This is a genomic window from Embleya scabrispora DSM 41855 (genome assembly GCF_000372745.1).
Lineage (GTDB): Bacteria > Actinomycetota > Actinomycetes > Streptomycetales > Streptomycetaceae > Embleya > Embleya scabrispora.
In genome coordinates this window covers 149,862-171,704 of record NZ_KB889651.1, presented here as the reverse complement: position 1 = coordinate 171,704, position 21,843 = coordinate 149,862, and the positions used below count along the sequence as shown (strand labels likewise).

22 protein-coding genes are annotated in these 21,843 nt (G+C 72.1%); 11 read left to right on the top strand and 11 right to left on the bottom strand.

Features of this window, described 5'->3' with window-relative positions; translation table 11 throughout:
• Positions 1 to 55: 55 nt before the first annotated feature.
• From A3IC_RS0116200 to A3IC_RS0116185, 4 genes are all read right to left on the bottom strand, one after another.
• Entirely contained in the window at positions 56 to 991 is a 936-nt protein-coding gene (locus tag A3IC_RS0116200; RefSeq protein WP_020551098.1) for a helix-turn-helix domain-containing protein, read from the bottom strand.
• A 106-nt stretch (positions 992 to 1,097) separates the two neighbouring features.
• Positions 1,098 to 2,726 carry an ABC transporter substrate-binding protein gene (locus tag A3IC_RS54765; RefSeq protein WP_020551097.1) on the bottom strand — a complete coding sequence of 543 codons (1,629 nt, stop codon included), beginning with the start codon at positions 2,724 to 2,726 and terminating at the stop codon, positions 1,098 to 1,100.
• A gap of 236 nt (positions 2,727 to 2,962) precedes the next feature.
• Positions 2,963 to 4,516, bottom strand: a complete 1,554-nt coding sequence (locus A3IC_RS0116190; RefSeq protein WP_020551096.1) for an alkaline phosphatase D family protein — start codon at positions 4,514 to 4,516, stop codon at positions 2,963 to 2,965.
• 125 nt (positions 4,517 to 4,641) lie between these two features.
• Positions 4,642 to 5,577: an NADP-dependent oxidoreductase gene (locus A3IC_RS0116185; RefSeq protein ID WP_026218327.1), complete on the bottom strand. Its 936-nt coding sequence runs from the start codon at positions 5,575 to 5,577 to the stop codon at positions 4,642 to 4,644.
• 125 nt (positions 5,578 to 5,702) lie between these two features.
• Between A3IC_RS0116185 and A3IC_RS0116180 the strand changes: the two genes are divergently transcribed.
• Both A3IC_RS0116180 and A3IC_RS0116175 read left to right on the top strand, forming a co-directional pair.
• Complete coding sequence (locus A3IC_RS0116180) at positions 5,703 to 6,686, top strand: GlxA family transcriptional regulator (protein ID WP_020551094.1); 984 nt, start codon at positions 5,703 to 5,705, stop codon at positions 6,684 to 6,686.
• Positions 6,687 to 6,792: 106 nt separating this feature from the next.
• Positions 6,793 to 7,590 carry an SGNH/GDSL hydrolase family protein gene (locus tag A3IC_RS0116175; RefSeq protein ID WP_020551093.1) on the top strand — a complete coding sequence of 266 codons (798 nt, stop codon included), beginning with the start codon at positions 6,793 to 6,795 and terminating at the stop codon, positions 7,588 to 7,590.
• A 92-nt stretch (positions 7,591 to 7,682) separates the two neighbouring features.
• On the opposite strand, the gene A3IC_RS0116170 is transcribed toward A3IC_RS0116175, so the two are convergent.
• On the bottom strand, positions 7,683 to 8,666 hold the full coding sequence (locus A3IC_RS0116170; RefSeq protein ID WP_020551092.1) for an ArsR/SmtB family transcription factor: 984 nt from the start codon (positions 8,664 to 8,666) through the stop codon (positions 7,683 to 7,685).
• 87 nt (positions 8,667 to 8,753) lie between these two features.
• Here A3IC_RS0116170 and A3IC_RS0116165 point away from each other — a divergent pair, with 87 nt between their 5' ends.
• The 4 genes from A3IC_RS0116165 (at position 8,754) to A3IC_RS0116150 (ending at position 12,763) form a co-directional block, all read left to right on the top strand.
• The gene (locus tag A3IC_RS0116165; RefSeq protein ID WP_020551091.1) at positions 8,754 to 10,088 is read left to right on the top strand and encodes an MFS transporter; all 1,335 of its coding nucleotides are present in this window, start codon (positions 8,754 to 8,756) and stop codon (positions 10,086 to 10,088) included.
• 313 nt (positions 10,089 to 10,401) lie between these two features.
• A complete protein-coding gene (locus A3IC_RS0116160) occupies positions 10,402 to 10,764 on the top strand; it encodes a YciI family protein (RefSeq protein WP_020551090.1) in 363 nt (120 codons plus the stop codon).
• Positions 10,761 to 12,011 (top strand): RNA polymerase sigma factor, encoded by a 1,251-nt coding sequence (locus A3IC_RS0116155; RefSeq protein ID WP_020551089.1) that lies wholly within the window; start codon positions 10,761 to 10,763, stop codon positions 12,009 to 12,011. Before A3IC_RS0116160 ends, A3IC_RS0116155 begins: the two co-directional genes overlap by 4 nt.
• 185 nt (positions 12,012 to 12,196) lie before the next feature.
• On the top strand, positions 12,197 to 12,763 hold the full coding sequence (locus A3IC_RS0116150) for a dihydrofolate reductase family protein (protein ID WP_020551088.1): 567 nt from the start codon (positions 12,197 to 12,199) through the stop codon (positions 12,761 to 12,763).
• 27 nt (positions 12,764 to 12,790) lie between these two features.
• Here the strand turns inward: A3IC_RS0116150 and A3IC_RS54760 are convergent, their stop codons facing one another.
• Positions 12,791 to 13,303, bottom strand: a complete 513-nt coding sequence (locus tag A3IC_RS54760) for a VOC family protein (protein ID WP_020551087.1) — start codon at positions 13,301 to 13,303, stop codon at positions 12,791 to 12,793.
• A 306-nt stretch (positions 13,304 to 13,609) separates the two neighbouring features.
• Here A3IC_RS54760 and A3IC_RS54755 point away from each other — a divergent pair, with 306 nt between their 5' ends.
• Entirely contained in the window at positions 13,610 to 14,113 is a 504-nt protein-coding gene (locus A3IC_RS54755) for a hypothetical protein (protein ID WP_020551085.1), read from the top strand.
• A 31-nt stretch (positions 14,114 to 14,144) separates the two neighbouring features.
• Positions 14,145 to 14,744, top strand: a complete 600-nt coding sequence (locus A3IC_RS54750) for a hypothetical protein (protein ID WP_020551084.1) — start codon at positions 14,145 to 14,147, stop codon at positions 14,742 to 14,744.
• Here A3IC_RS54750 and A3IC_RS54745 read toward each other — a convergent pair.
• From A3IC_RS54745 to A3IC_RS0116115, 4 genes are all read right to left on the bottom strand, one after another.
• Positions 14,720 to 15,739, bottom strand: coding sequence for an aminotransferase-like domain-containing protein (locus A3IC_RS54745; RefSeq protein ID WP_020551083.1), 1,020 nt, complete (start codon positions 15,737 to 15,739; stop codon positions 14,720 to 14,722). The genes A3IC_RS54750 and A3IC_RS54745 overlap by 25 nt on opposite strands.
• A 326-nt stretch (positions 15,740 to 16,065) precedes the next feature.
• Positions 16,066 to 16,680 carry a GNAT family N-acetyltransferase gene (locus A3IC_RS0116125; RefSeq protein ID WP_026218326.1) on the bottom strand — a complete coding sequence of 205 codons (615 nt, stop codon included), beginning with the start codon at positions 16,678 to 16,680 and terminating at the stop codon, positions 16,066 to 16,068.
• A 78-nt stretch (positions 16,681 to 16,758) separates the two neighbouring features.
• The gene (locus A3IC_RS0116120; RefSeq protein ID WP_020551081.1) at positions 16,759 to 17,187 is read right to left on the bottom strand and encodes a nucleoside deaminase; all 429 of its coding nucleotides are present in this window, start codon (positions 17,185 to 17,187) and stop codon (positions 16,759 to 16,761) included.
• An 11-nt stretch (positions 17,188 to 17,198) separates the two neighbouring features.
• A complete protein-coding gene (locus A3IC_RS0116115; protein ID WP_020551080.1) occupies positions 17,199 to 18,047 on the bottom strand; it encodes an LLM class flavin-dependent oxidoreductase in 849 nt (282 codons plus the stop codon).
• 94 nt (positions 18,048 to 18,141) lie between these two features.
• On the opposite strand from A3IC_RS0116115, the gene A3IC_RS0116110 reads away from it, so the two are divergent.
• Both A3IC_RS0116110 and A3IC_RS0116105 read left to right on the top strand, forming a co-directional pair.
• Complete coding sequence (locus tag A3IC_RS0116110) at positions 18,142 to 18,606, top strand: Lrp/AsnC family transcriptional regulator (protein WP_020551079.1); 465 nt, start codon at positions 18,142 to 18,144, stop codon at positions 18,604 to 18,606.
• A gap of 96 nt (positions 18,607 to 18,702) precedes the next feature.
• Positions 18,703 to 19,035 (top strand): hypothetical protein, encoded by a 333-nt coding sequence (locus tag A3IC_RS0116105; RefSeq protein WP_020551078.1) that lies wholly within the window; start codon positions 18,703 to 18,705, stop codon positions 19,033 to 19,035.
• Positions 19,036 to 19,463: 428 nt separating this feature from the next.
• On the opposite strand, the gene A3IC_RS0116100 is transcribed toward A3IC_RS0116105, so the two are convergent.
• Positions 19,464 to 20,363, bottom strand: a complete 900-nt coding sequence (locus A3IC_RS0116100; protein ID WP_020551077.1) for a MurR/RpiR family transcriptional regulator — start codon at positions 20,361 to 20,363, stop codon at positions 19,464 to 19,466.
• Between the two features lie 210 nt (positions 20,364 to 20,573).
• On the opposite strand from A3IC_RS0116100, the gene A3IC_RS0116095 reads away from it, so the two are divergent.
• Positions 20,574 to 21,821, top strand: coding sequence for a C45 family autoproteolytic acyltransferase/hydrolase (locus A3IC_RS0116095; protein WP_026218324.1), 1,248 nt, complete (start codon positions 20,574 to 20,576; stop codon positions 21,819 to 21,821).
• Positions 21,822 to 21,843 lie beyond the last annotated feature (22 nt).

Below are 21,843 nucleotides of genomic sequence, written 5' to 3'. Positions count from 1 at the left end.
AGGGTGGTGGGCGGATGGCACGCGCCCACCACCCTCTTCGCGTCCGCGCGGGCGGCTACCGGCTCCGGGCCCGCAGCGCGGCGAGGAACCAGTCGAAGACCGGGGCCAGGCTCGGCCAGGACGGCCAACCGTTCATCACGCCGAGCAGTTGCCAGTAGCGTTCGGCGCGCGGGTCGGTGCCCACCTCGAAGCGCTCGGCCAGCCAGGCGACGAAGGCGTCGTCGGGGTTCCGGCCGAAGGCGGTGGCGTATTCCGCGAGCAGGTCGGCGAGCACCGGTTCGGCCTCCGGCGAGGTCGGCTCGACGCCGGCCGTGCGGGCCGCCTCGACCCACTCACGGGTGATCGTGGTCAGCCGCTCGTGGGTGCCGGGAGCGACGTCGTCGCCGCGGGTGCGTGCCTGGTACTCGGCCATCCGCCGAATCGACGCGCGGAAGTCCGGATCGGCGACCAGTTCGCCCAGTTCGACCCACGCCTCGACCTGCTCGGTGGTCGGGTCGTCCGGCAGAGCCGGCAACCCGCAGCGCATCTTGGCCAGGAAATCCGGGTCCACGTCCAGGTCGGCGAAGGTCGCGTCGAGGAAGTCGGTGATCATCTTCCGGCGTTCCTCGTCGGACAGTTTGGCGAGCTTGTGCATCAGGTCCAACTCCTCGGGACTGGAAGCCCGCCGAGCCACCGCGCGCAATACGGCCCGACGCAACCGCAGCGTGCGGATCTGCGTGTCCACCGCGTTCGCGTGCGCCTCGGCGACCTCGGCGACGGTGACCTCGCGGGCCAACACCCGTCGGATGGTCACCAGATCGATGCCGAGGTCGCGCAGTGTGCGCACGAGTTCGAGGCGCACCAGCGCGTCGAGGTCGTACAGCCGGTAGCCGGCGGAACTTCGTCGGGTGGGCGGCACGACTCCCGCGTCCGCGTAGAACCGGATCGTCCGGACCGACAGGCCGGTCCGGCGCGCCAGGTCGCCGATCGAATACAGGGTCGCGCCGTCCATGTCCCTCACCGTGCCGCCTCCACCCGGTGGAGACTCAAGTCCCCCTCGCGTCCCCCGAGTCGCGAGCCTACGAGTTCGCGAGCCGGGGATCGGCCCCGAGCCCCGATCAGCCCTTGAGGCCGATCCGGTCCATCAACACCATGCCGTCGTTGGTCAGCACCATGCCCACCACCGTCGACCGGTGGAATCCGGTCACCACCGAGGACTGGTAGGTCCACAGTGGCGCGTCCTGCTTGAGCTGCGCGGCGACCGCGGTGTACGCGGCCTTGCGCTGGGCCGGGTCGTTGGTGGTCCGGGCCTTGTCCAGGTTCTGGTCCACGGTGGGGTTGGCGTACAGCAGGTAGTTGTTCGGGCTGGTGCTGTAGAGGTTCACGTACAGCCCCGGCTCGGCGTCCGAGAGGTAGTAGCTGAACATCGCGGCCTGGTAGTTCTTGTTGATCACGATGTCGGTCTGGAACGCGGCGATCGGCATCGGCGCGATCTTGACGGAGACGTTCTTCAGCCCCTGGAGCGAGGTCATGATGTATTCGGCGGTCCGCTGCGCGTTCGCGTTCTGCGGTATCGAATACGTGAAGTTCAGCGGCTTGCCCTCGGCCGCCAACTCGTTCAGCAGCCGCTGCGCCTCCGCACGGTCGGTGCGCTGAACCGTCTCGGTGCCGGGCTCCACGAGCGGGCTGTCCGGCGGGAAGATGCTGTGCGTGGGCGTGCCGTTGCCACTGAAGGAGATCTTGTTCACCTCGTTCGCGTCCAGCGCGAGCTGCACCGCGCGCCGGGCGCGCACGTCGTCGAACGGGGCACGCTTGTTGTTGAAGTAGAGGGACTCGCCGCCGATGATCGTGACGGTCTTGGTCTCCAGGCCCTTCTGCTTGGCCTTGACCGGATCCTCCGCGTTGACCGAGACCTTCAGGTCGGCGCCTCCGGAGAAGACCGTCTCCAGGGCCTGGGTGCTGTCCTGGATGATCTTGAACACCACGGTGTCGGCGTAGGGCTTGCCCGCGCCCTGCCAGTAGCCGGGGTTCTTCACGAAGGTCATGTGGTCGCCGTTGGTCCACTCCTTGAACGTGTACGGACCCGCGCCGACCGGGTTGCGGGCGAAACCGGCCGGATCCTTCCGGTACGCGGTGGGCGAGACGATGAAGGACAGGTTGGAGGCGACGATGTGGTCGAAGTTGGCGTTCGGCCCGGTCAGGGTGATCTTGAGGGTGGTGGGGTCGACCACCTCGGTCGCCTTGACCGCCGCGATGGTGCCCGCCTGGTACGACTTTCGCGCCGGCGCGGCGTGCTCGTCCCAGGTGGCCTTCACCGCCGCCGCGTCGTAGGGGGTGCCGTCGGAGAACTTCACGTTCGGCTTGAGTTTCAGCGTCCAGGACGCGTTGCCCGGGTCGGGGATCAGGCTCTCGCCGATCTGCGGCATCACCTTGCCGGTCTTGGCCTCGTGCCAGAACAGCGAGTCGTAGACCGCGTTGAGCCGGGTGTTGTCGGTGTACGAATTGCTCAGCGCGCCGAACGGGTCCATCGAGCGCATGTCGCTCGCCATGGCCACGGTCAGTGTCCCGCCGCCCTTGGGCGCGACGGTGGAGGTGTCCGGAGTCTTCGCCGCCTTGTCGTCGCCTCCGCCGCATGCGCCGAGCACCAGGCACGCGGCGACGGCGGGTACCACGGTGCGAAAGGCGCGTGCGCCGGCCGGGGCTCGGGACGGTTCGTCGGAGAGCGGATTCCGGCGTGTCGTGTCCATGCGTATGCCTCGCTTCGATCTGTGCGTCGACCCCCGAGGGGCAACCGGTGGCGGAGCATAATCGAAGCCTCGAACGATCTTTGTCGCGCTTTTTCGGGTACTGATGGATGTTTCGCCCGGCGCCGCCGCGGCGAGGCCCACGAGCGGGATCGCTGCCGCGCGGACCGTTTGCCCACGCGCGAAGGCCCTCGTCCGCCGACGAGGGCCTTCGGTTCGAGCGGGTGCGGGCCGTGGGCTCAGCGCACCGGGCGCAGCGTCCTGCTCCACAGCACGGTGGAGGCGCCGTCGCGCAGATTGACCGTCAGGTTGCCCGAGGGGCCGTCGATCTCGACCTCGCCGAAGTGCTGGAAGCCCTCCAGCGGCGAGTAGTTCGCGCGCGGCGGAGCGTGCACGAACTCCGCCTTGGGGCCGAACGTGCCGTCCAGCGCGTTGGGACCGAACGCGCCCGCGTTCAGCGGACCCGAGACGAACTCCCAGAACGGGTCGAAGTCCTTGAACGCCGCCCGGGACGGGTCGTAGTGGTGTGCCGCGGTGTAGTGCACGTCGGCGGTCAGGAACACGATGCCGCGCACGCCGCGCCGCTGCGCCGTGCGCAGGATCGTGGCGAACTCCATCTCCCGACCCAGCGGCTCGCCGGGGTCGCCCTGCGCGACGCCCTCCTGCGCGGCGGCGCCGTCCGGCACCACCAGGCCCAGCGGCAGGTCGTTGGCGATCACCTTCCAGGTGGCCCGGCTCTGCGACAGGCCCTCGATCAGCCACCGGCGCTGCCGCTCGCCCAGCAACCCGCGCTTGGGGTCGGCGTAGCGGTTGTCGTCGTTGGGGTCCTTGTAGGTGCGCATGTCCAGGACGAACACGTCAAGGTGCCGGCCGTAGGACAGCTTGCGGTAGACCCGGTCGTCCCCGATCGGCACCCACTCGCGAAACGCCTGCCCGGCGCGCGCGGCGAGCACGTCGACGCGCTTCTCGGTGTAGCGGGCATCCTCCAGGATCTGGCCCGGGTACCAGTTGTTGCGCACCTCGTGGTCGTCCCACTGGTTGATCTGGGCGACCTCGGCGGCGAACGCGCGGTAGTTGCGGTCGAGCAGGTTGTACGCGAACTGCCCCCGGTACTCGGTCAGCGACTCGGCGACCTTGGACTTCTCGGGGGTGACCACGTTGTGCCAGATCCGGCCGTCGGGCAGCGGCACGCTCTCCACCAGCGGGCCGTCCGAGTAGACCGTGTCGCCGCTGTTGAGGAAGAAGTCCGGACGCAGCCGGCGCATCTGCTCGAAGATCGTCATGCCGCCGATGTCCGGGTTGCTGCCCCAGCCCTGGCCGACGGTGTCGCCGGACCACACGAACCGCACGCCGGAGCGGCTGCGTTCGCTCGGCGCGGTGAACAGCGAACCGGTCACCGCCTCGCCGGCCGCACCGCGCTCGCCCTCGACCCGGACGCGGTAGTGGATGCGCCGCCCGGACGGCAGATCGCGCAACCGGACCCGCCCGGTGAGGTCGCCGTCCGGGGTCAACCACGGGCCCCGCACGCGGTGCGCGTCGCGCAGGTCGGGCCGGGTGCCGTACTCGACGATGAGCCGACCGGGCCGGTCGGCGCGGCCCCACACGATCGCCGAGGACGCGGTGGCGTCGCCACTCTGCACGCCGTGGCTCAGGCTCGGCCGGCCGGAGGCCACGTACGCCGGCGCGTTTGACGTCGAGGCCGAGGCGGCGCCGCCCACCACGGGGGCGATCGCCAGGCCCGCGCCGACGACGGAGCCGGTGCGCAGGAGGGTCCTTCTGTCCACTGAGGTCATGCAGATGTGTGTAGTGGCGCCGAGCGACGTATCGGCGAACGCGGGTTGGCCGGCTCGTCAAGTCTGGTCGGCGGGCCGGGGGCGCGCCGGCCGCGGGCCGGCCGGCGCGTGGACCGGGCGATCGGCTACTCCACCACGGTCAGCACGATCTTGCCGGAGGTGCGTCCGCTCTCGCCCGACTCGTGCGCCTTGGCCGCCTGCTCCAGTGGCAGCACCGCGTCGATCACCGGCCGCAACAGGCCCGCCTCGACCAGCGCCGCGATCTCCTTCAACCCGCCCTGATCCGGCTCGACGATGGTGAACCCCGCCCGCAGCCCCGCCGCCTGCGCCACCGGCACCAGTTCCAGCTCCGCCGGCGACGCGAGCGAGACCACCAGCCCGCCCGGCCGCAACGTCCGCAACGAGCGCGGCCCGTACTCGCCGCCGATGGTGTCCAGCACGACGTCCACATCGCGCACCACCTCGGCGAAGTCGACGCTCGTGTAGTCGATCAGCTCGTCCGCACCGAGGCCGCGCACCAACTCGTGCTTGGCCGCGCGGGCGGTGCCGATCACATACGCGCCGCGCGCCTTGGCGATCTGGACGGCGAGATGGCCCACGCCACCGGCCGCCGCGTGGATCAACACCCGCTGTCCGGGCCGTACGTCGGCCGCGTCCACCAGCGACTGCCACGCGGTGAGCGCGGCCACCGGCAGCGCCGCCGCCTCCACGTGCGACAGGCCGGCCGGCTTGCGGGCCAGGTGCCGGGCCGGCGACGTGACGAACTCGGCGTAGGTACCGGCCGGCTGCGGCAGTCGGGGCATGCCGAACACCTCGTCGCCGGGTGCGAAGACGCTCACCCCCAGGCCGACCGACTCGACCACGCCCGACACGTCCCAGCCCAGCGGGACGGGGGTGTCACCGAGCAGGCCGCCGCTGGCGCGGTGCCAGTAGTCGGTCGGGTTCACGCCGGCCGCGTGCACCCGCACCAGCACCTCGGAGGGGCCCGGCGTCGGGCGCTCGACCTCGACCATCCTCAGCACCTCGGGCCCACCCAGCGTGTCCTGTCCGATGGCGCGCATCTTCATCACATTCCCCTGCTCGTGCCGCGGTTCGACCGCCGTGCCCGGCGGCGTGGCAGCAACTCTGCCGTCGCCCCCGAGGCCCATCGAGTGGCCGAGCAGCCAATATGTGAAAGGATCCGGCCATGCATCGAGTCGTGGTCCTGGCCCTGGAAAACGTCTATCCGTTCGAGCTGGGCATCCCGGTCCGGATCTTCGGCACCGCGACCGGCGCCGACGAGGAACCGCTGTACGAGGTGATCACCTGCAGCCTCGACGGCCGGCCGGTGCGCACCAGCGCCGACTTCACCATCGCCGTCGAGCACGGCGCCGAGGTGCTGGCGACCGCGGACACCCTGGTGCTGCCGCCGTTCACGTGCGGTGTCGACGAGAACGACGAGCCGGACTGGCTTCCGCAACCGCTCGCCCGGGCGCTGGCGGGACTGCGGCCGAGCACGCGGATCGTGTCCATCTGCACCGCGTCCTACGTGCTGGCAGCCGCCGGTCTGCTGGACGGCCGTCCGGCGACCACGCACTGGAACGAGGTCGAGCAGTTCCGCAAGCGCTTCCCCCGGGTCGAGGTCGACCCGGACGTGTTGTTCGTGGACGACGGGGACATCCTCACCGCGGCCGGGGTGGCCGCCGGTATCGACCTGTGCATGCACCTGCTGCGCCGCGACCACGGCAGCGAGGTGGCCAACCGGGTCGCCCGGCGCTGCGTGACGCCGCCGTGGCGCGAGGGCGGGCAGGCCCAGTTCATCGAACGCCCGGTCCCGGAGCCGTCCTCGGCCACCACCTCGGCGACCCGGGCCTGGGCGCTCGAACACCTGCACCGCCCGCTGTCGTTGGCCGAACTGGCCGAGCACGCGCGGATGAGCGTACGCACCTTCACCCGGCGCTTTCGGGACGAAGTGGGCATGACCCCCGGGCAGTGGCTGACCCGGCAACGCGTCGAACACGCCCGCCGGCTCCTGGAGACCACCGACCTGACCGTGGACCGGATCGCCGACCGGGCGGGCTTCGGCACCGGCGCCTCGCTGCGCCAGCACCTGGTCGCCACGATCGGGGTGCCGCCGATGACCTACCGCCAGACCTTCCGCACCCACGAGCCGATGCCGGCGCGAGGCTGAGGCACCGGCCGGCGGGGCTTCCTTCCCATGGGTGAGGGCGATCAAGCCGGCTCCCGTTCCGGTCGATACCTCCGACAACGTGCCCACGCTCGGAGGAGATCCACCCGTGCCGTCACCGTCCCGTGTCGCCGCGTCCATCGCCGCCGCCGCGGCCCTCACGTTCGCCGGAGGCATCGCACACCCGGCTCCCGCCGCACCGGTCGCGCGGTACGCGGCGCTGGGCGACTCGTACAGTTCGGGCGTCGGCGCGGGCGACTACCTCGCGGGCGGCGGCGACTGCAAGCGCAGCGCGAACGCCTACCCGGCGCTGTGGCAACAGGCCCACTCCGCAGCCGAGTTCGCGTTCGTGGCCTGCTCCTCGGCAACCACGGCGGATGTGCGCGCGCGGCAACTGTCCGCGGTGACCGGCGACACCACGTTGGTGACGATCAGCGTCGGAGGCAACGACATCGGCTTCACCGACACGATCAGGACCTGTGTGCTCGGCAGCGACGGGGACTGTTCGGACGCGGTGGCCAGGTCCACGGCGTACGCTCGCGACCGCCTGCCGGCCGACCTGGACGCGACCTACGCGCAGATCCGCCGCCAGGCCCCGAACGCGCGGCTCGTGGTGCTGGGGTATCCGCGCCTGTTCGAGACGGGTAGCTGCCTCCTGGGGTTGAGCGTGGCCAAGCGGCGGGTGCTGGACGACGCGGCCGACACGGTGGCGGACGTCACGGCGCGCCGGGCCGCGGCCGGCGGCGCGGAGTTCGCGGACGTCCGGGCGCGTTTCGCGGGGCATGGGGTGTGTGCGGCGGACGAGTGGGTGCACGGGCTGACGCTGCCGGTCGACGAGTCGTACCACCCGAAGGCCACGGGCCAGGCGAAGGGCTACCTCCCGGGCCTGGTCGCACTCACCGGCTGACGGCCGGCGGGCACCGGACGGGCCTGCGGGCGGGGCGGACCGGCGCCTCGAACGGCGGTCCTGCCGGGATGCTTCGGGCGCTGCCGGGCGGGTCAGCCGCGCCCGTTGGCCAGTACCTCGCCGAGCGTGGTGCGTCGGTAGTGCACGGAGTGGCCCACCCGCAGGCCGGTGATCAGGTCGGCGCGGCGCAACACGGCCAGGTGGTCGCCGACCGTGCCCAGGCCGAGGTTGAGCCGCGCGGCCAGTTGGGTGGTGGTCGCCTGCGTGGCCAGCGCGCGCAGGATCGTCGCGCGCGTGGTGCCGAGCAGGTCGGCCAGCGCCTCGTCGTCCGAGCGGGCCGGGGCGCCCAGCAGTTCGGCCACGCCCCGGGCCGGATACACGATGGCGTACGGCCACGGCGGTTCCACGTAGACGATGAGCGCACCGAACGCGGACGGCACGAACAACAGCCCGGCGCCGTCGAGTGTCACCGTGTCGGTCGCCTCGCGGACAACCTCGATCACGCCCTCGTCGCGCCACCGCAGCCGAGGCGACAGGTCGCCCAATGCCGCACCCCAGCCGTATGCCGCCAACCGCCCGGCGGTGCGCACCAGATCGTGCTCCAGCACCGCGCGCAGCGCCGGCCACTCCGGCTCGACCAGGGTCGTCCAGGCGGCCTCGATCGCGTCCGCCAGCCGGGCCACGACATCGGGGGAGTCGAGCAGCGCGCGCGCCGAGGCCGAGGGCGCGCGCAGCCCTTCCAGATTGCGCACGAGTTCGGAGCGGGCCCGCGCCAGGGGGGTCGCGCGCAGTACGGCCAGTTCGTCCCCGATGCCGGCCGGCGTACCCGACGGCGGCGGATGCAGGAAGTCCGCGTTGTAGCCGCGGCGCCGGTACAGCGACGTCATCGCCGCGACCGCCGGTTGCTCGCGGCGCAGCCGGTCGTACGCCGGCCGCAGCCGCTCGATCCACGGCCGCAGCGGACCGGCCTGATGGCTTCCCGACAGCGTCCGCAGCACCCAGACCACCTCGCCCAGCGGTGAGATGCCGAATCTGCTGCGCGCCATGTCGGCCGGTCCGACCTCGATCCCGAGCATCTGCCGCCTCCCCCGGGCAGCCTGCCAGGTTTCGGTTGTGGCCGAAAGGATGGCCGGCGTGCGGCGCGGCGCGGCACGCTCGCCCTCATGATCGGTGACGACGTCAAACCGGCGACCTACGGCGAGGTCTTCGCGGTGGGCGCCTTCCGGGTGTTGTTCGGCTCCTATGTGCTGCTGTTGATCGGCGACACCGTGCGGATGCTCGCGCTCGCCGTGCTCGTCTACGAACGCACCGGGTCACCGGCGCTGTCCGCGCTCGCCTTCGTCGCGGGGTTCGTCCCGCAGGCGTTCGGCGGGGCGCTGTTGCTCTCGCTCACCGATCGGGTGCCGGTGCGTGTGGCGATGGCCGGATACGACCTGGTGCGCTGCGCGCTCGCGCTGGTGCTCGCCGCCGACGTGCTGTCGGTGTGGGCGGTCCTGCTGCTGCTGGCGAGCGTCGGGCTGGTCAGCCCGGTCGCGGGCGCCGCGCGGCAGCGCACGCTGCCCGAACTGCTGCACGGCGACGCCTACGTGCTCGGGCGTTCGGTGTTCGGGATGACCGCCGGCGCGATGCAGGTGCTCGGCTATGCGGTCGGCGGCCTGCTGCTCGCACTGGTGGGGTCGAGCGGTGCGCTGTTGTTCGCGGCGGGCACCGCACTGGCCTCCGCCGCGGTCCTGTGGTTCGGCCTGCCGCCCGCGCCGCGCACCGAGCGCGCCGCGTCGGCCCGGACCGAGGGCACGGTACGCGCGACGTGGCGGGTCAATCGCGAACTGCTCGGCGACCGGACCGTGCGCGGCCTGCTGCTGGCGCAGTGGATACCGGCGAACCTGACCGTGGCCGCCGAGGGCGTGATCGTCCCGTACGCGCCCGACCACGCCGGTGTCCTGTACGGCTCGGCCGCCACCGGGATGCTCCTGGGCGACCTGCTGGTGGGCCGCTTCGTGCGCCCGGCCCGGCGCGAACGCCTGACGCCGTGGCTCGCCCTGCAACTGGGCGTCCCGCTGGCGTTCCTCGCCGCGGGCCCGCCGCTGTGGGTGACGGCCGGCCTGTTCGTACTCTCCAGCGCGGGTCTGTCCTACCAACTCGGTCTCCAGCGCCGCTTCCTGGACGCCGTGCCGAAGGCCGCCACGGGCCAGGCGATGGGCCTGGCGATGACCGGCACGATGACCCTCCAGGGCGTCACCATGGCGGGCGCGGGTGCACTGGCCGGCGTGCTCGCCCCCGGGCACGTGATCGCGCTGGTCGGCGCGGCCTCGATCACCGGCACGTTGGCCATCCATCGCGTGTTGCGGCCGCGGGCGCGCCGGCGGTCGGTGGCGGCCGAACCCGGGGTGCCCACGGTGGCGGCTGAATCCGCGGTGCCGACCGAGCCCGGGGTGGCGGCTGTGCCCGCTGCGCCGACCGCGCCGGCTCTCGGCCCGGAACCGACGCAGGCCGGTTGACCGGGTTCGCCGGCCGGGTGCGCCACGCCGCCCGAAGGCACCTCGGTTGCGGGTGGGTGACGTGTCGGACGCCGCCGTTCGGGGCGTTCGGGAGCGGGTACGGCCGGGTGGGCTCGTTTGCGGCGGATCGATCCGACATTCTGTCCGCCGGGATGTCGAGAACCGTCGACCCGTTCCGACCCGGATACGAGCGGCCCGCCCGGCGACTCGGCGAAACGATCCCGAGCACCCGATCGGGCCGTGCCGCTCGGACCGGGGGCACCCGGCCCGACCGAACCAAACCGAGCCGAACCAGAGCGACCAGGAGTCACCGATGAAGTTCATGCTGCTGATCCACAACCGCCCCGGATTCGTGGAGGAACTCTCCGAGGCCGAGCGCACCGAACTGTTCGGCGAGGTCGACGCGCTGATGGCCGAGCTGACCGCGTCCGGTGAACTGCTGGGCGGCGAGGCGCTGGCCGACCCCGCGCAGACTCGGACCGTACGGGTCCGGGACGGGGTGCCGGCGGTCACCGACGGCCCGTTCGTGGAGGCCAAGGAGCACTTCGCCGGCTACCTGCTGGTCGAGTGCGAGAGCACCGAACGCGCCGTCGAGATCGCCGCACGCTGGCCGGACGCCCGCTACTGGGCGATGGAGGTCCGCCCGGTGATGACCGACGCCGGGACGGAGATGTGAGCCGGGACGTGCACATCGAGGGCCTGCTGCGGGAACTGACCCCACAGGTCCTCGGTGTGCTCGTCCGCCGGCACGGCCAGTTCGACGCGTGCGAGGACGCGGTCCAGGAGGCGCTGCTCGCGGCCACCGTGCAGTGGCCCGTGGAGGGGATTCCGGACAGTCCGTGGGGCTGGTTGCTCACCGTGGCCGACCGGCGGCTGATCGACCACTGGCGCAGCGAGCGGGCCCGACGCAACCGCGAGGAGCGACTCGCCGCGCAGGCCCCGGCCGACGAGTACGTCTGGCCCGCACCCGACGACGACGCGGCCGGCGATCGCGACGACACGCTGACCCTGTTGTTCCTGTGCTGCCACCCGGCGTTGACCGGGGCCTCGCAGGTCGCGTTGACGCTGCGCGCGGTCGGTGGCCTGACCACCGCGCAGATCGCCGACGCGTTCCTGGTGCCGGAGAGCACCATGGCGCAGCGGATCAGCCGGGCCAAGCAGCGGATCAAGGCCGCCGGCGCTCGCTTCGGCACGCCGGCCGGGTCGGAGCCGATGGAGCGGTTGGGCGCGGTGTTGCACGTGCTCTATCTGATCTTCAACGAGGGCTACACGGCCGGTTCGGGCCCGGACCTGCTCCGCACCGACCTGACCGCCGAGGCGATCCGGCTCACCCGTGCGGTACGCCGGTTGCGGCCGGACGACGGCGAGGTGTCCGGTTTGCTCGCGCTGATGTTGCTGACCGATGCCCGCCGAGCCGCACGCACCGCCGCGGACGGCGGGTTGATCCCGCTGGCCGAGCAGGACCGGAGCCGCTGGAACGCGGAGGCGATCCGCGAGGGCACCGAGTTGGTCACCGATGCGCTCACCTGGGGGCCGCCGGGCCCGTACCAGCTCCAGGCCGCGATCGCCGCGGTACACACGGAGGCGGCGCACGCCGAGGACACGGACTGGCCGCAGATCCTCGCGCTGTACCGGCTGCTCGACCACCTGTCGCCGGGCCCGATGGTCACCCTCAACCGCAGCGTCGCGACGGCGATGGTGCACGGACCGAGAGCCGGCCTGGACCTGCTCGACACGCTGGCCGGCGACGAGCGGATGACCGGGCATCACCGGGTCTGGGCGGTGCGCGGCCACCTGCTCGAACTCGCCGGCGACCACGAGGCCGCCCGCGAGGCATACCGCGAGGCGTCCCGCCGCACCACGAGCCTCCCGGAGCGCCGCTACCTGGAAATACGCGCGGCCCGGACCACCCGCGGCAGATGACGGGCGCGGCACCCCAGGCGTCGACTCGCCGGCTGCCCGCCCGCTCGTCCGCCCGCAGGCCCGTACGCGCGGGAAATCTCGGCGGGAACTCTTCTCGGGATTTCGGCGGGAGATGTCGAGGGCCCGGGATCGACTCCGACCTCTCCGTGAGAACAGCGAAGAACGGCACAGTCGGGAGCTTCGAAATGCGCAAGATCCTCTACATGGTCCACCAGTCGCTCGACGGCTACATCGAGGGCCCGAACGGCGAATTCGACTGGCCGGTGATGGGGCCGGAGCTGTCCGACTTCGGGCAGACCGTCAACGACGGAGTCGACACGTTCCTGTACGGGCGCGTGGTGTGGGAGATGATGTCCGGCTACTGGCCGATCGCCGAGACCATCTCCACGGATCCGCACGACCTGCGGTTCGCGCCGATCTGGCGCGCGACCCGCAAGGTGGTCGTCTCCAACACGTTGGACCGGGCCGAGTGGGGCGCCCAGGTGATCGGCAGGAACCTCGCCGAGGACATCACCGCGCTCAAGCACGAGCCCGGCAAGGACATCCTGCTCAGCGGCGGTTCCGGGCTCGCCAACACGCTCACCGGACTCGGCCTGATCGACGAGTACCTGATCTTCGTGCACCCGGTGATCCTGGGCGGCGGCAAGCCGGTCTTCCGGCCCGGCGACACCCGGTACGCGCTGGACCTGGTCGACTCGCGCACGTTCGACGGACGCACGGTGATGCTGCGCCACGCACGAGCCGGCGCGTAGCGGCGGCCCGCCGCGGGTCCGGGCGGCTCAGCCCGCAAGCCTGCCGGCCGCGCGATCGGCGAGCCAGGCGTCGAACGCGGTCCGGGCTTCGGCGGCGTCCTGCTCGGTCAACGGGCGGGACTGGTGGGTGATTTCCAGGTGCACGCCGTTGGGGTCGAAGCAGTACACCGAGTACCAGACGCCGTCGTGGTCGATCGGGCCCCGGACCTCGACCCCGTGTCGGCGGATCTGCTCGGCCATCGCGTCGACCTCGGCGACGGAATCCACCGCGAGCGCGACGTGCCGGGTCCACCATTCGAGGCCGTCGGGCACGGGCGCGTAGTCCTTGGCCACGTCGAAGAACGCGATGCACTCGCCGCTCGCGAGCGCGTAGAACACGTGCAGGAACGGTGCGGTGACCTCGCCGCTGCTGGTGGTGCGGGACTCCTCGCGCACCGCGCCCGCCAGTTTCGCGCCGACCGCATCGGTCCAGAAACGGTGCGTCGCCGCCAAGTCCCGGGTTTGGTAGGCGAGGTGGTTCAGCGCTACCGGTACGACCATGAGGTGCTCCTGTTCGCTCGGCGATGAGCAATTTCAGTGCACCATGCATGCTATCGAGGACGTGGCCGTCCCGACACCGCCACCACGATGACGGCGGCGGAACGGCCGGATGCGCCGGCGAGTGCCCGGGTCGACTCGAACGCGGGCCCAAGCGGAACGGCCGCGCCGGCGAGTCGGCCCGAACGCAGGCCCGGTCCATGGAACTTCACGTCGAACGCCGCCACCCGTTCGAGCTGCGGAAACCTTGTACGGGGCAACCGCGTTGCACCCTAGGCTGAGCGCTCGGACCGGCAGGGGAGCGGGGGCATGGCGAATCCGGCGCGGCGGCGCGCACCGGTGGTCGGGGTGGCCGGTGCCGCCCGCGCCGACCTCGGCACGGAGGCGCCCGACGCGCTGCCGCAATTGGCGTACGCGCCGGAATACGCCCGGCAGATCCGCGAACTGCTGCACAGTGCCTACCGATACGACCCGACGGAGTCCTCGGGCGACCCCGCCGGCAGCGCCGGCGCGCTGGACGAGGCGGTCCGTACGGTGCTGGGCGGCGGCCCGGGACTCGCGGTGGTGCACCTGCTCGCACACGGGCAGCGGGGCCGCGGCAGCGGCGGTCTGTACGTGGTCGGCGGCGACGGCAGCCGGGTCGACACCGCCGTGGACCAATGGCTGGTCCGCCTGGAGGACGACGAGGACGAGGGGGCACCGACCGTGCTCTTTCTGCTCGACCTGTGCTACGCCGGGGACGCCGCCCGGTTGCACTGGCAAAATCGCGCAGGGGACGGACGAGGACGCCTTCGATCGGCTCGCCGCGGCTGATCCGGCTCTCGCGCTGTTCGCCGATCAGTGGATGGCGGCGCTGGAACTGCCGGCGGTGACCGCGCAGGGCCGACTGACCGTGCCGCTGCGGCAGGCAGCCCAGGCCGTGGCGGTCCGGTTTCGGCTCGACGGGCGGCTGACCCACCTGTTCATGTCGCTGTTCGTGCGAGAGGTGACCACCTACCTGCGGGAGGCGGATGGGCCGGCGAGGATCGGCGCCCGCGAGGAGGTGGCCGCGTGTATCGCCGCGCACCGGCCGCGCGTGGTGATCGCGCACTCGCTCGGCACGGTCGTCACCTACGAGGCCCTGCACGCCCATCCCGAGTTGGAGCTCGATCTCCTGGTCACTCTCGGCTCGCCGCCGGCTCTCCCACACGCGGTCTTCCACCGCCTGCGGCCGACTCCGGACGGCACCGGCAGCCGTCCACCCGGTGTGCGTCGTTGGGTGAACGTGGCCGATCACGGGGATCCGGTGGCGATCCCGCGGCCGTTCACCGCGTACTTCCCGGAGGTCGACCTCGATCTGGCCGAGAGCATCGGCCTGTTCGCCTTCCACCCGGCGACGAACTATCTCGGCTCGGCCGCGGTTGCCGCCGCGGTGGCGCCCTACCTGGCACCGGTTCGGGACTGACCGCGGCCCGCGACGGGCCGCGGATGCGCGGCGGGGCGGCCGGTTCCGGGCGAAATTCCGGTCCGATCCCCGATCAGGGTCGCCAGGCGGTCCAGGCCGTGGTCGATCGTGGCCCGGTCGAGCGTGCCGCAGGACAGCCGCAGGCGGTGGGCGGGTCCGATGCCCGGGTCGTAGAAGTGCGCCATCGGTGTCCACAACACGCCGTACTCGCGGGCGGACAGCTCCATCAACTCGTCGTCCGCCACGAACGGCACGGTCAGCACGACGAGGAAGCCCCCGTCCGGGCTGTTCCAGTGCACCCGATCCGCAGCCGGACGCCGGCCGAATCGGGCGGCGAGGCCGGCCAGCAGATGCGCCGGGTTGCCGACGCGGCGGCGCGGACCGGGCCGACCGGTTTCGGCGAACGAGCCCACGTGTACGACGCGTTGCCGGGTGTCCAGGGCTTCCAGCGTCGGCGGTCGGCGATCGCCGGCGACGTGGATCGGGCCGTACGGGTTGTCCTCGAGCAGCAGCAGATCCAACTCCAGGGCTGCGGCCAGGAGTTCACGCCTGGCTGGCCGGTCCAGGGCGATTCCGGACGGGCCGGCGAAGTCCGGGACCGTGTACAGCGCGCGGGGTCGCAGGCCGGCCGCGCGGGCGCCGTGCACCTGCGCCGCCAGGTCGTCCAGGTCGACGCCGCGCGGGCCGTCGGCGACCGGGAGCACCGGTACGTCGGCCCGCCGGGCCGCGTCGGTCAGCCCGAGGTAGGCGGGCGCGACCGCCAGCACCACGTCCCGATCCGAGCCGCGCAGCACTCGCAGCGCCCGAAACAGCGCGTCCCGGCCCGCGGTCGGCATGCCCGCCGCGGTGATCCCGTACGGGCGCCCGGTGGCGAAGGAGATCGCTTTCGGGTGCCGGCCGGCCACCTCGTCGAGCAGGGCCCTGGAGCGCAGCATCGGGTCGGCGAGCGCGATGTCGGGGCCGTCGAGGGTCGATTCGCCATTGGTGTGCGTCATCGCCGGCCCCTCTCCGGTCGGCCGTCGGCCGGGCCGCGGTATCCACCGGCGCATCGCCGAGATGCCACGTGCTGCCCGGGCCGCCGGGTTGGCGACGAGGCTAGGAGGTGAACGGGGCCGACGGGCGACATCTGAGCAAAACGTGAGGTTCCCGGGGCGCGGGTGACGCGGGGGATCGAGGGGGCGAGGGGGATCGACTCGTCGGGACGTGGCGGTGCTGCCGCCGCCGGTGGCGGGCGGGGCGCTGCGACGGGTGGGTGACGACCGAGGCCGAGCGGGCACGCATGGACAGGGCGGCGACCCCGAGGCTGCGGGTGCGGGTGTGTTCAGCCGTCGCGGGCCGGGCGCCACATCGTGGTGACGATGTGTCCGGTGTCGAGGGTGACGGTGCCGAGTGGGGCGAAGCCGGCTCGTGCGTAGCGTGCGTGGTTGGCCGGGTTGCTCGACTCCAGGTAGGCCGGTGCGCCGAGCGCGTCGATGCGGTTCAGGCTTTCGGCGAGCAGGCCCATGCCCAGTCCGCGGCCCCGGTGGTCGTCGTGGGTGGCGAGCAGGCTCAGGAAGAAGTGCGGTTCGGCGGGTTGCGCGGCGCCGAGCAGTTCGAGGACCCGCAGGACGTTGTCCGCCGTCGTCCGGTCGCTGTTGTCGACCAGGAACTTCTCCAAGCCGTCCGCCTCGTCGGCCGACAACTCCGTCCCGCCCGGCGGGATCCACAGAGCCGCCGCCTCGACGTGCTCGGTCACCAGTGTCCAGGGATAGCGCAGTGTCGACGTCGCGAACAGCCGCCACAGCGCGGCGGCCTGCTCGGTCCGACGGCCGACGTCCGGGAACGCCGGGCCCCACATCGGGTCGTCGAAGAACGCGGTGGTCAAGGTGGCGACGATCGCGTCGATGTCCTCGGTCGTCGCCACGCGTGCGGGTACGGGGGCAAAAGCAGTGCTCACGTGTGCACTCTAATGAGCGGCGAGCCGGAGCCGCGAGGGACGGCAACGGTCCGCACCGCCCGGGCTCCGGCCGGAAGGTCAGCGGTAGTAGCCGGCGACGACTTCCCGGACCTCTTCGAGCAGTGCGGGTCCGACCTGCGGCACGGGGGGTTGGCCGCTGCCCGGCCTGATGTCCAGGAGTTGTTCGTTGGAGAGGGCGAACACCACCCGGCGCAGGCCGGCCCGCTGGATGACCGCCTCGCACATCTCGCACGGCTGGCAACTCGTGTACATCGTGGTTTGCGCCGCCGAGGCCGCGTCCAACTCGCGGGCGGCCCATCTGGCGAGCTTCAGTTCCGGGTGAGCGGTGATGTCCCGGTCGGTGAGCGTCGTGTTGTGCGCCTCCGCCAGGACCTTCCCGTCCGGGCCCGCCGGCAACGATCCGAACGGCGGATTCCCGCCCGCGCGGGCCCGGGCCGCGAGTTCGATCGCCTGCCGCAGGAGGGTGTGGTCGTCGGGTGTGGTCATGACTGCTCCGTTCAAGTGCGGGTGGTGTCGAACCGGGCGGCCACCGTGGCCAGTGCCTGGCGGGCCGCCTGGGGATGGCTCGTCTCGCGGGGGTCGCCGCCGTACGGATCGAGGACGACGGTCTCGGCGCCCAGCAGGCGTAGCTGCTCGAGGTCGTCGATGATCTGGTCGATCGTGCCCTCCCCGGCGATCCGTTGCGATCCGTCGACCGGCGTCGCGGTGGGTCCGAGGGCGATCCGTGGGGCGAATCCGGGCACGGGGAGGTGTTCCTCGTCCGCGAAGGTCCGCAGCTTGACCAGCCCTTCGCGCAGCCACGGCATGGTGCGGCGCAGCGGATGCCACGCGTCCCCCAGCCGTATCGCCCGGCGCAACCCCGCGTCGCTGTGGCCGCCGACCCACACCGGGATGGTTCCGCTCCCATAGGCGGCCGTGTCCGCCCAGGCCGCCCGGATCGTCCGCAGGTGCTCGTCGGTCAGTCGGCCGCGTCGTTCGAACGGGACCCCGAGCGCGGCGAACTCCTGTCGGGCCCAGCCCACCCCGACGCCGAGGACGAACCGGCCGCCGCTGAACTCGTTCAGGTTGGCCGCCATCCGGGCGGTGAGCAGCGGGTGTCGGTAGGGCGCGATGAGGACCGTCGTGCCGAGCCGGACCCGGGTGGTGATGCCGGCCAACCAGGACAGCGTGGTGAAGGGCTCGTAGAAGGGCGCCGGATACCGCTCGGCGACGTCGGGGGTGATGGCGATGTGGTCCGACACCATCAGCAGGTCGAAGCCCAGACCTTCCACAGTCTGAGCCCAGTCCCGCAGGACGCCAGGGTCGGTGCCGGGGCCGAAATTGAGGACGTTGACTCCGATCTTCACGACGTCGAGCCCAGCCGGGCGACCGGGGCGGTCAGAAGGGAATCCTCCCTGTTCAGACGCGGTTCGGCCGGGGATCCACCGGTAATCTGAGCGGATGACCGAGAATCTTGACGCGACGGACTGGGCGATCCTGGACGAGGTTCAGCGGGACGGCCGAATCGCCTATACCGAGTTGGCGCGGCGGGTGAATCTGAGCGCGTCGGCGACGACCGAGCGGGTGCGGCGACTGGAGGCGGCCGGCGTGATCACCGGCTACCGGGCGGAAGTGGCTCTGGAGCGGACCGGATACGCGGTGTCGGCCGTGGTTCGGCTGAAGTACCCGGGGACCCGGCACGAACCGCTGCGCCGGTTGCTCGGGGAGCGTTCGGAGATCCTGGAGTGCCTGCGCACCACCGGCGACGACTGTTACGTCCTGAAGGTCGCGGCCACGTCGATGTCCCACCTGGAGGAGATCGTCGACGCGCCGGCCCGGTTCGGGAGCACGACCACCAACGTCGTGCTCAGCCGGACGCAGCCGTTCCGCGGCCCGCGTGAGCCTCGGGTGCACACGGTCGGGTAGGCGTCGACGCGGCGTGTGTGTCGGGATCGGTCCGGTTCGGGCGGCCCGAGAACCGGCCGGGCCACGTGGGCGGTGTGGCCCGGGTAGGTTTCGACCATGACTGCCTCAGCCGCCCGCTCGACTCCGCATCGGGGCTCCGGCGGCCGACCGCCCGCCGAGTTCGGCCCGCTCGCCCGACGCCTGGCCCCCGCCGGGATCGCGCTGCCGGTCCTGATCGTGGCCTGCACGCTGTGCGCCGTGGCCGCGGACACCGACCTGGCCGATGCCCGCGGGCTCTGGATCCTGGCCGCCGCCGTGTGCGCGGTGGCTGCCGCCGTCGCGTGGGCGGACGTCCTGATCGTCGTGCACCGCCGCCGCCCCTCACCGGGAGCCGCCCGGGTGGCACCGCCGACCGAGGACCCCGGACCGGCGCCACCCGTTCGGCGGTGACCCTCGCGGGCGCCGAGCGTTCGGCTCCGGGTCCGCCCGCCTCGCGGGTCCTCTCTCCCGGCCCCGGCCCACCGACTCACACCAACCCCCAGGCCCCAGCCGGTCAGCACGGCGACCAGGGCCCCGGCCGCGGCCCGGCGGGCGCAGCTCACCGCGACAGGGAAGACCAGCACGTCCGCCGCCGGGAACAGCGGCCACGAGCGTGTCCCGAAGGTCCTGGCCGCGAACGCCTCGACCGGCAGCAGTCCGAGCACCGGCAGCGGCCTGCGCCCGGCCCAGCCGATCGGCAGCGCCGCCGCCACCGCCAAGGCCACCGGCAACCACCGATCCGGACGCAGGAAGCGACCGTCGTCCTCGGCCGGCGTGACGTTTGATCGGCCGCCGATCCGGCCCTCGGTCGGCTGATTTCACGCAGGGCCGGCCCGCCTTCAGCGCCTGGGCCGGCCCTCCTTGGGATCCAGCAACTGGGAGCGCAGGGCCGTCAGTTGGTGGGAGTGCTCGACCGAGCGGGTCTCGTCCAGGGAGGCGACGGCGAGCAACAGCGTGTCGCTGAGCACGATCGCGGCCAGCGATTCGGCGGTGATGCCGGTCGGGGTGTGCGGTGCGTACAGGACCGCGTCCGCGCGGTCGGCCAGGCGTTCGACCAGTTCATCGGTGACCACCACGATGCCGGCGCCGACCACGCGGGCGCGGTCCAGCAGCACCTCCATGTCGCGCAGGAAGCGGCCGGGGACGAACATCACCACCACGTCCCGGCGGCGCAGCGTGAGCAGTTCGTCGGCCAGCCCGAAGCCCGTGGTGCCGACGAATCGGGCTCGCCGGCCCATGCGGTTGAGCTTGAGCGCGAGGTGCCGGCCGGCCAACTCCGAGGCGCCGACGCCGTACGCGAGCACCTCGCCGGCGTCGGCGAGCAGTTGGGTGGCCAGTCGGAAGGCGGTCGCGTCCAGGTTGGTCCGGCCGTGTTCCAGCCGTTCGATCGCCTCGTCGTAGACCCGGGCGCGGATGCCGTCGAGGTCCTGGCCGACCTGGGTGATCCGCTGCCGGAGCCGGACCTCGGGGGCCACGTCGGCGCTGAAGTCGGCGGCGATGTCGCGCTTGAGCGCGGACAGGCCGCCCAGACCCAGACGCTGCAGGGTGCGCACCACGGTGGCGTTGCTGACGCCGATGCTCGCGCCCAGGTCCTGGGCGCTGGCGAAGAGCACCTGTTCGGGGGAGCAGTTGGTCAGATATCCGGCCACGTTCCGCTCAGCCGGCGACAGGTCGCCCCATTGATCACGGATCGCCGCCCGGAGTCGGGCCAGCGCCGGATTTTGCGGTTGTTCGCTCACGCCTCTTGACTCCCCGGTATCAGCCATTACTCTCCTCATGAAACGTGCAATACATGTTACCGCGAATTCGTAATGAATGTTACGGAGCCCGGGGTCGAAGCATGTCGAACCCATCCGCCCCGGACGACGAGCGTCGCCACGAGGCTCGCGGCACCCAGGACAGCGTGCAGCACCCGCCCGCCCGCCCAACCCCAGCACCCAGGAGACGACGTGAGTGGCGTGTCCCTTCCGACCATCGAGATCGGCGGCGAGCCCCGGACCCGGGGCCGCCAGTACGGCGAAGGGGCGAGCGCGCTCATCCATACCGCGGTCGACTACTACGCCGAGGCATTCGGCGCCGCCGGTGGCCTGACCTGGCGTCAGGTCACCGACCGGGCCGAACACTGGCTCGCCCCGTCCCGCGCCTTCGCCCCCGACCTGGTCGAGGAGATGACCGGGATCGCCGAGGGCGCCGGCCTCGACCTGCTCGACATCCTCGCCCTCAACGCCCGCGGCGAGATCATCTACGACGACACCTTCGCCGCGATGGGAGCGCCCGACGCGCCGGGGGCCTCGGACGCGGCAAGGACACCGGAGGCGGCAAAGACACCGAACGCACCCTCGGACACACCGGGGACACCGGACGCCCCGGCGGTGCCGAGGGCGCCGGACAACCCCGACGGCTGTACCTCGTTCGCCCTGCTCGACCGGGCCTCCGGCGACGGCCACGTCTACGCCGGCCAGAACTGGGACTGGCGCTACGGCGTGCGCGAGACGGTCATGGTCGTGCGGGTGGTCCAGCCCGGCAAGCCCACCGTGGTGATGCAGGTCGAAGCGGGTCAGGTCGGCCGGCAGGGCGCCAACTCGGCCGGCCTCGCGCTCAACGCCAACGGCCTCGGCGGGCGCTTCGACCACGCCGTCGGCATCCCACAGACGCTGATCCGGCGCCGCGTGCTCGACTGCGCCAACCCGGCCGAGGCGCTCGACGTGCTCTTTCGCACCCGCGCGCACATCGCCAGCAACGCCCTGCTCACCCATCGCGCGGGCTTCGCGATCGACATCGAGACCACCCCCGGCGCGAACGGCTGGATGTACCCCACCGACGGCCTGCTCGTGCACGGCAACCACTACCAAGCCTTCATGCCCGCGCAACTGGCCGCGAACTACCGCCCCTCGGCCCCGGATTCGCTGCTTCGGGTACCGCGTGCCGAGGCCGGACTGCGGCGCTGCCGGGACGCGAGCGACCCGGCCGAGACCCGCAAGCTGATCCACGCCGCGATGTCCGACCACCTCGGCTACCCCGAATCGTTGTGCACCCACCCGGATCCGGCCCGACCGGCGGTCCGGCAGTGGGCGACGCTCCTTTCCAGTTGCGTCGACCTGACCACGGGCGAATACCGCGTCACCGCCGGCACCCCGTGCGATCACGAGTACGAACTCCTGCCCTGGAACCTGCACGACGGTCCCGGCGGCGCCTGAACCACCCGCCCGCCCCGGCAAC